We start from the raw sequence: 6,068 nt of genomic DNA on the forward strand, positions 1-6,068 counted from the left end.
GGGGGGGTGAGGATGTCAAAGCCAACTTTGGGCATGCTGACTTCGTGACCGGCATTTTCATTTTTTTCCCAGTCTAACAATAAGCTCACCCATCCTAATTGATAGGAAATATTTTGAGCAGGGGTTTTATCAACGCCTATTATGACTCGATTTTTCTCATTTTCCAAAATATCATCAAATTCTGATAAATAGCTATTTAAGGTGTTTTTAATCGTGTTAATGAGTTCTTGCTTAGATTCATATTTTTTCATGTTAAACCTTCAAAAAATAACACCATATAACTGATTATACGGAACCCAGAAAGAGAGTCTCGATCTTTAATCATGATTGTTTTGAAATATTTTGAGTTGTTGGCTTTTAACCTTGAGCCTGAGATGTAAGGTTTATATTGATTGAGCAGTAGATGGTTATAAATAAATCAGCTTGGTATTGGAAATACTGACTGCCTGAAAGTCGGATTTATCTAGCAACTTTGCAAAGTCGATCAAACTACGCTCATTTTTTTTCTTTAAATAACAGTAAGTAGATAAAAAATGGTTGCAAATGAAAACACTTCTCATTTATTATTAGGCCAATTTCAATGTTGTCACCTGTCTACCACGTGTTCATTTGCTGTTCATTTGATTTAAGGTGAAATGCTTCGTTTAAGGTCCTGAACCCATATGAGTCAGTCTTCCGAGTCACGTATTTCGCATCCTCAGCCGCTGCTACGAAAGTTTATTATTGCCTTGGCTGTAGTGTTGGTTGGGCATGTCGGAGTGCTTTGGGCTGTAAGCCAGATGAAAACACCTGAGCTGAAACCTGTTGAAAAAAAGCCGATTAGAGTTAAATTAGTACAAATTGAAGAAGATGTGCCACCCCCACCTCCGCCGCCACCACCTCCAGTGCAGCCGAAGGTAAAACCTAAGCCTCAACCTGTTGTCCCGCCACCACCTCCAGTGGTTAAGCCAAAAGTCATTGCACAAAAACCTGAAGTGACCAAGGAAAAAGCGATTCATCAAGATGATAACTTAGAGAAACAAAAGTTAGAGCAAGAACGTCTCAATCAACAACGTAAAGCTGATGAACAGCGCCGTGCTGATGAGCAACGTAAAGCTGATGAACAGCGTCGAGCCGATGAACAACGTCGTGCCGATGAACAGCGTCGCGCTGATGAACAACGTCGAGCAGATGAACAGCGTCGTGCCGATGAGCAACGCCGCGCTGCTGAAAATAAGAAACCACAGCGTATTGGGCCTGGAGATATCCGTTGGATTCGTGAACCGCGACCAAGTTACACAGATGCGGATCTCAAAGGAGAAACTCGTTCTTTATTAATTGAGGTTGAAGCGGATGCAAATGGTAATATTACTTCAGCTCGATTAGCAAAAGGCAGTGGTGCTTCTGTATTGGATAGCAAGTTCGTCAATGCAGTAAAACGCGCAAAAATTAAACCGTATATCAAAGATGGTGTGGCTTATCCTGTAAGTTTCAGCCAACCATATGATCTAAAACCAAATAACGCATCGAAAAGATAGGAATCGGAGCATGAACTTCTCAGTTTATTGGCAACATGCTGACGCAATCAGTAAGACACTGTATTTTGTACTCTTAGCAATGTCGATTGCTACGTGGACGATTTTTATTCTGCGTCTTATGGGTACACGTCAGTTAAAACAAACCGCACAAGCCCACCTCGCTGAAGCATTGCAGAAATTAAAAGCTAAACTTGTGCCTTTATCATTTGAACAACGTAAAGCTGTTGCAGAGCAAGCATTATTGCGTCAAATCGCAGTTGAAAAAGCATCAGCTGAAAAAGGTGCATCAGTTCTAGGAACAATAGCTTCTTTAGCACCTTTTGTAGGTTTGTTCGGTACAGTATGGGGTATTTTCCATGCGCTTGTCGCTGTAGGTAAGAGTGGTCAAGCAGGTCTAGCTCAAGTTGCAACACCGGTTGGTGAGGCCTTGATCATGACAGGTCTAGGTTTGGCTGTGGCTATTCCAGCAGTACTGGCTTATAACATTTGCGTGCGTTATAACCGTACTTTGTCAAATGAATTACAAGATCAAGCACATGCATTATTGATCGACACCATGTTGCAACAAGACAGTTCAAAGCAAACTGCATCTGCAAATAGTGCTGTAAATAGTGAATTGGCAGGAGGTCAAGCTTAATGGCTTTTCAACTGGGTGAAGACAACGATTCTGGCATGAATGAGATGAATCTCATTCCGCTAATCGATATTATGTTGGTATTGATGATCATCTTCTTGGTCACGGCGACCGTTGCTAACCCATCAGTACCATTAACCTTACCAAAGACGACCGCGGATATTGTTGAACCACCACAAAGTGAAGTCACGATTAGTATTAATGCTCAAGGTGAAGTATCGTGGGGGACTGAAATTGTGAGTCTAGATGAAATGGAAAAACGTTTCACTGAAGCAGCAAAATCAGAAACCAAACCATCGATTCAACTTCGTGCAGATAAAGACTCTCGTTACGATATGGTCGCTCAGGTCATGTCACGTGCGAGCCAAGCTGGTCTACATGATATTGCCTTTGTAAGTGATAACTAAAATACTCTTAGGCCAAGAGCAATAAAAAGAGCGATCAAATGATCGCTCTTTTTTTATCTCAATTGGGTGATGATTAGCTCATCTGGCCTAGCCTTGCTCTTTGAGTAGGGCATTAAATTTTTGACGCAATTTAGCAAGCTTGGGTGGAATGGCAAAGTTGCAGAAACCTTGCTCAGGATTCTTTTCAAAATAGTTTTGATGGTAGTCTTCTGCAGGATAAAAAGTTGGCCAGCCACTTAATTCAGTCACAACAGCAACGCCATCTTGCTTGAGCTCATCAATATATGCTTGCGCTATTTGCTTTTGCTCATCGTTGGCAAAGTAAATAACAGAACGATATTGCGTACCAATGTCGTTGCCTTGACGGTTCAAAGTTGTTGGATCGTGGGTCGCAAAAAATACATCGAGTAGTTGGCTGTATTTGATCTGGCTGTCGTCATAGTCAATTAAGATGACTTCAGCATGTTGGGTGTCCCCCTGACAGACTTGTTCGTAGCTTGGATTTTCTACATGTCCACCAGCATAACCACTTTTAACTTGTGTTACGCCTTTAAGTGATAGAAAAACAGCTTCTACACACCAAAAACATCCGCCACCAAAAAGTGCTTGTTGCATAATGATTGTTCCTAACAATTTGTTTTATAAAGCAGAGTGGTCTCGGATTTTAACAAGGTAGATCACTTAGAGGTTGATCATCATTGCAATATTTTAACGCAAGCCCTACAGTCAAAATACATCATAAAATCAGCAAAGACCAACAATGCAATATAAGTTGGACTTTAGCAGGAATGCTGTCAAGTGCTGATTTGTGCTTTAGTGATGTCAACGGATATAGAGAGCAATTGATGTATCATCAAAAATGTTGATGCGATGACTTCATAAAACTCAACATTTACTTTGCAGCATGAAATAACAATAAGACATTGCCGTGACGATCAAGGAGTCTTAAGGTTGAGCCATAGACCTGATACGCTTTGACTTTGCTGAGTGCTTGATTGAATTGCTCAACTTGTTTCATATTGTCAGCACAGAGCATACGTGTACTGACCATATTTTGAAATTGGATTTGTTGGTCTTTGATTTGATAACTGCCTACTAAGCGATTGCAACCATCACTACCACTGACACTCTGATTGGCAGCATTTAACACGAGGCTAGGGCGAGCTTTGTTTTTAAGATCTATTTCAGTTGCACCAATCTGGCTGAGTTCCCAATTATGTTTTTGTAATAACTCAACATTCTGTTGTTGCTGTTGGTCTGGAATAGTATTACAACCCACTATACTTAATGTACCTGCAATCAATAGTGCAGTTAAAAATTGTTTTTTTATCACGGTTCAATACTCACATTTGCATAAGATGATTTAAGCAAAAAATTATGACAACAACTAGTACATTCTCTGACTGAACGACTAAAAAAAATATTTAAGGCTTTATTGCTGAATTTTCAAGAGCTTGAGGCTGCAACAGACCTTGACGAATACGTTTAGAGTACTGCAAGCCAGTTTGATCTTGTTGTAGATTTAAATCTGCTGTGCGTGGATTAATATGTGCATGTTGATACCACTGCGCCATGTCCCAGCGCTGATCTAATACACCAATATCATAAAGATAATTCGGCAAGTAACCAGAGACTAATAAACGATAATCTTTAGGTAATAAGCTCTCTTCAATGGCCTGAGCCATATCAAAAATAATGGTCGTACAGTTACTAGTCACCGTGTTATACCATTTAGGCGTAGCTGCTAATTCATCAGACTTTTTAAGATACTCGATGAAGAGGGCTTGCATAGCCGCTTTAGGCATTTTTACAGGAAAGAAATAGACTTGTTCATGACGAATATTACTACGTGTATAAACAATATCTTCTTCATCAGCCGCAATTAGACTTAATTCAAATTGTCGAAAGAAGCCCCCAATTGCAGAAAAACTTTCCTGTCTTTCCTTACGAATCTCGATTGAAAAAACCAGTGGACGTTGATTGGCAAAGTCAAAACTGACCAGCGTGTGCGCGATTTGAGGCCCCATCCAATAGGAAGTAATCACGTTTACTCCAGTCAGCTGATCAAGGTCATACTTGCGGCTTTCCCAGCGCTCGTCGTAGCGACCATCGCTCTTCCAAGCAAAGTTACGCACATTGTTGATTGTGACGAGTGATCCTTGTTTCTGATAGTTAAAAATTCTGGAGACCTCAGGGTCCCAATCACGATCTTGTTTGGCTGGGATATTGAAATACCAAAGCAAGCTGAGTGCAAACACGAGTAGATAAATAACACGATCTTTTTGTCGGCTAAAGACATGCTGGCTGACATAGATCCCTAAAATACTCAGTGCAAACAAAGCCCACAGGCTAATCAGGATGATGCTCGTCCATTTGCCACCGGGCAGTTGAATCCAAAGGGCAAGACACAGCCAGATTGAGCTGAGCAATACCCCAAGTGCAAAGCCCGCATGGACCAAGAACATCACGAGCGCTTGAATAAATTGTCGGAAACCAATGTTATGCATGGTTGTTCCAAGATCAGGAATTTGTTGAGTTATTTTCGGTAAGTTGCGAACTCAAATGCAATCCCGGTTTTGTCATCAATATGTTGCTCAGCAGCAACTTTGTTGAAATGCTCTGGGATTGCTGGATAGTGAGTATCACCTTGGACATCAAGTTCGACGTGTGTGAGTTCTAAACGATCCGCAATATCGATACTTTGTTTAAAAATTTCACCACCACCAATAATAAAAATACATGTCGGTTGTGTTGAGTTTGCAACATCTAAAGTAGCTTGTTGCAGCGCATCTTCAAGGCTGTGAGCAACCTTAACACCATCAAAGTGCCAGTTTTGATCACGTGTAATGACCCAATTCACTCGATTGGGTAAAGCACGGCCCATAGACTCTAGTGTTTTTCGCCCCATCACCACCACACCACCTTGGGTAATGGCTTTAAAATGTTTTAAATCAGCAGAAATATGCCAAGGTAGGTCATTTCCTTTACCAATACAGTACTGCTGATCCATTGCAACAACATGAACAACTTCTAAATCTTTAAAACTCATACTGCCACCGCTGCTTTAATTGCTGGATGTGACTGGTAGTCTACGATTTCAATATCTTCAAACTTGAAGTCAAACAAATCTGTGATCGCTGGATTGAGCTTAAGTTGACAAAGTGGTAAAGGCTCACGGCTCAACTGTAAACGGGCTTGTTCAAAATGATTGGCATAGAGGTGTGTATCACCACCTGTCCAAACAAAATCACCCACACCTAGACCACAAACTTGGGCAATCATATGTGTAAATAGTGCATAGCTGGCGATATTGAAGGGCACACCAAGGAAGACATCTGCACTACGTTGATAAAGTTGGCAAGATAATTTGTTATTGTGTACGTAAAACTGAAATAAGGTGTGGCACGGTGGTAAGGCAACTTGTCCAGCTTCGTGCGGGTTCCAACCAGAAATAATTAGACGACGTGAGTTTGGGTTGGTTTTGATTTCATTGATCAACCACTTGATTTG

General features: G+C 40.9%; 9 protein-coding genes. 3 read left to right on the forward strand and 6 right to left on the reverse strand.

The window, feature by feature from the left end:
- The coding region (locus tag Aru01_RS17675) for a ClbS/DfsB family four-helix bundle protein (RefSeq protein ID WP_042111714.1) at positions 1-251 on the reverse strand (251 nt) is incomplete at its 3' end.
- Positions 252-662: 411 nt separating this feature from the next.
- Between Aru01_RS17675 and Aru01_RS17680 the strand changes: the two genes are divergently transcribed.
- From Aru01_RS17680 to Aru01_RS17690, 3 genes are read left to right on the forward strand one after another with little or no spacing between them, the layout of a single operon-like run.
- The gene (locus tag Aru01_RS17680) at positions 663-1,517 is read left to right on the forward strand and encodes a TonB family protein (protein WP_016654922.1); all 855 of its coding nucleotides are present in this window, start codon (positions 663-665) and stop codon (positions 1,515-1,517) included.
- 10 nt (positions 1,518-1,527) lie between these two features.
- Positions 1,528-2,154: a MotA/TolQ/ExbB proton channel family protein gene (locus Aru01_RS17685; RefSeq protein ID WP_016654923.1), complete on the forward strand. Its 627-nt coding sequence runs from the start codon at positions 1,528-1,530 to the stop codon at positions 2,152-2,154.
- Positions 2,154-2,558, forward strand: coding sequence for an ExbD/TolR family protein (locus Aru01_RS17690; protein WP_016654924.1), 405 nt, complete (start codon positions 2,154-2,156; stop codon positions 2,556-2,558). The genes Aru01_RS17685 and Aru01_RS17690 overlap by 1 nt, the downstream gene beginning before the upstream one ends.
- Before the next feature lie 87 nt (positions 2,559-2,645).
- Here the strand turns inward: Aru01_RS17690 and msrA are convergent, their stop codons facing one another.
- From msrA to thyA, 5 genes are all read right to left on the reverse strand, one after another.
- Positions 2,646-3,173 (reverse strand): peptide-methionine (S)-S-oxide reductase MsrA, encoded by a 528-nt coding sequence (gene msrA, locus Aru01_RS17695; RefSeq protein ID WP_016654925.1) that lies wholly within the window; start codon positions 3,171-3,173, stop codon positions 2,646-2,648.
- A 277-nt stretch (positions 3,174-3,450) separates the two neighbouring features.
- Positions 3,451-3,891: an META domain-containing protein gene (locus tag Aru01_RS17700; protein WP_016654926.1), complete on the reverse strand. Its 441-nt coding sequence runs from the start codon at positions 3,889-3,891 to the stop codon at positions 3,451-3,453.
- Between the two features lie 91 nt (positions 3,892-3,982).
- The gene (locus Aru01_RS17705) at positions 3,983-5,065 is read right to left on the reverse strand and encodes an Lnb N-terminal periplasmic domain-containing protein (RefSeq protein ID WP_016654927.1); all 1,083 of its coding nucleotides are present in this window, start codon (positions 5,063-5,065) and stop codon (positions 3,983-3,985) included.
- Between the two features lie 29 nt (positions 5,066-5,094).
- Positions 5,095-5,607: a dihydrofolate reductase gene (locus Aru01_RS17710; RefSeq protein ID WP_016654928.1), complete on the reverse strand. Its 513-nt coding sequence runs from the start codon at positions 5,605-5,607 to the stop codon at positions 5,095-5,097.
- Positions 5,604-6,068 (reverse strand): thymidylate synthase (gene thyA, locus Aru01_RS17715; RefSeq protein ID WP_042111716.1); only part of this gene is annotated, 465 nt, incomplete at its 5' end. The genes thyA and Aru01_RS17710, both read right to left, overlap by 4 nt.

This window comes from Acinetobacter rudis (assembly GCF_000829675.1).
In the GTDB taxonomy this organism is placed as follows: Bacteria; Pseudomonadota; Gammaproteobacteria; order Pseudomonadales; family Moraxellaceae; genus Acinetobacter; species Acinetobacter rudis.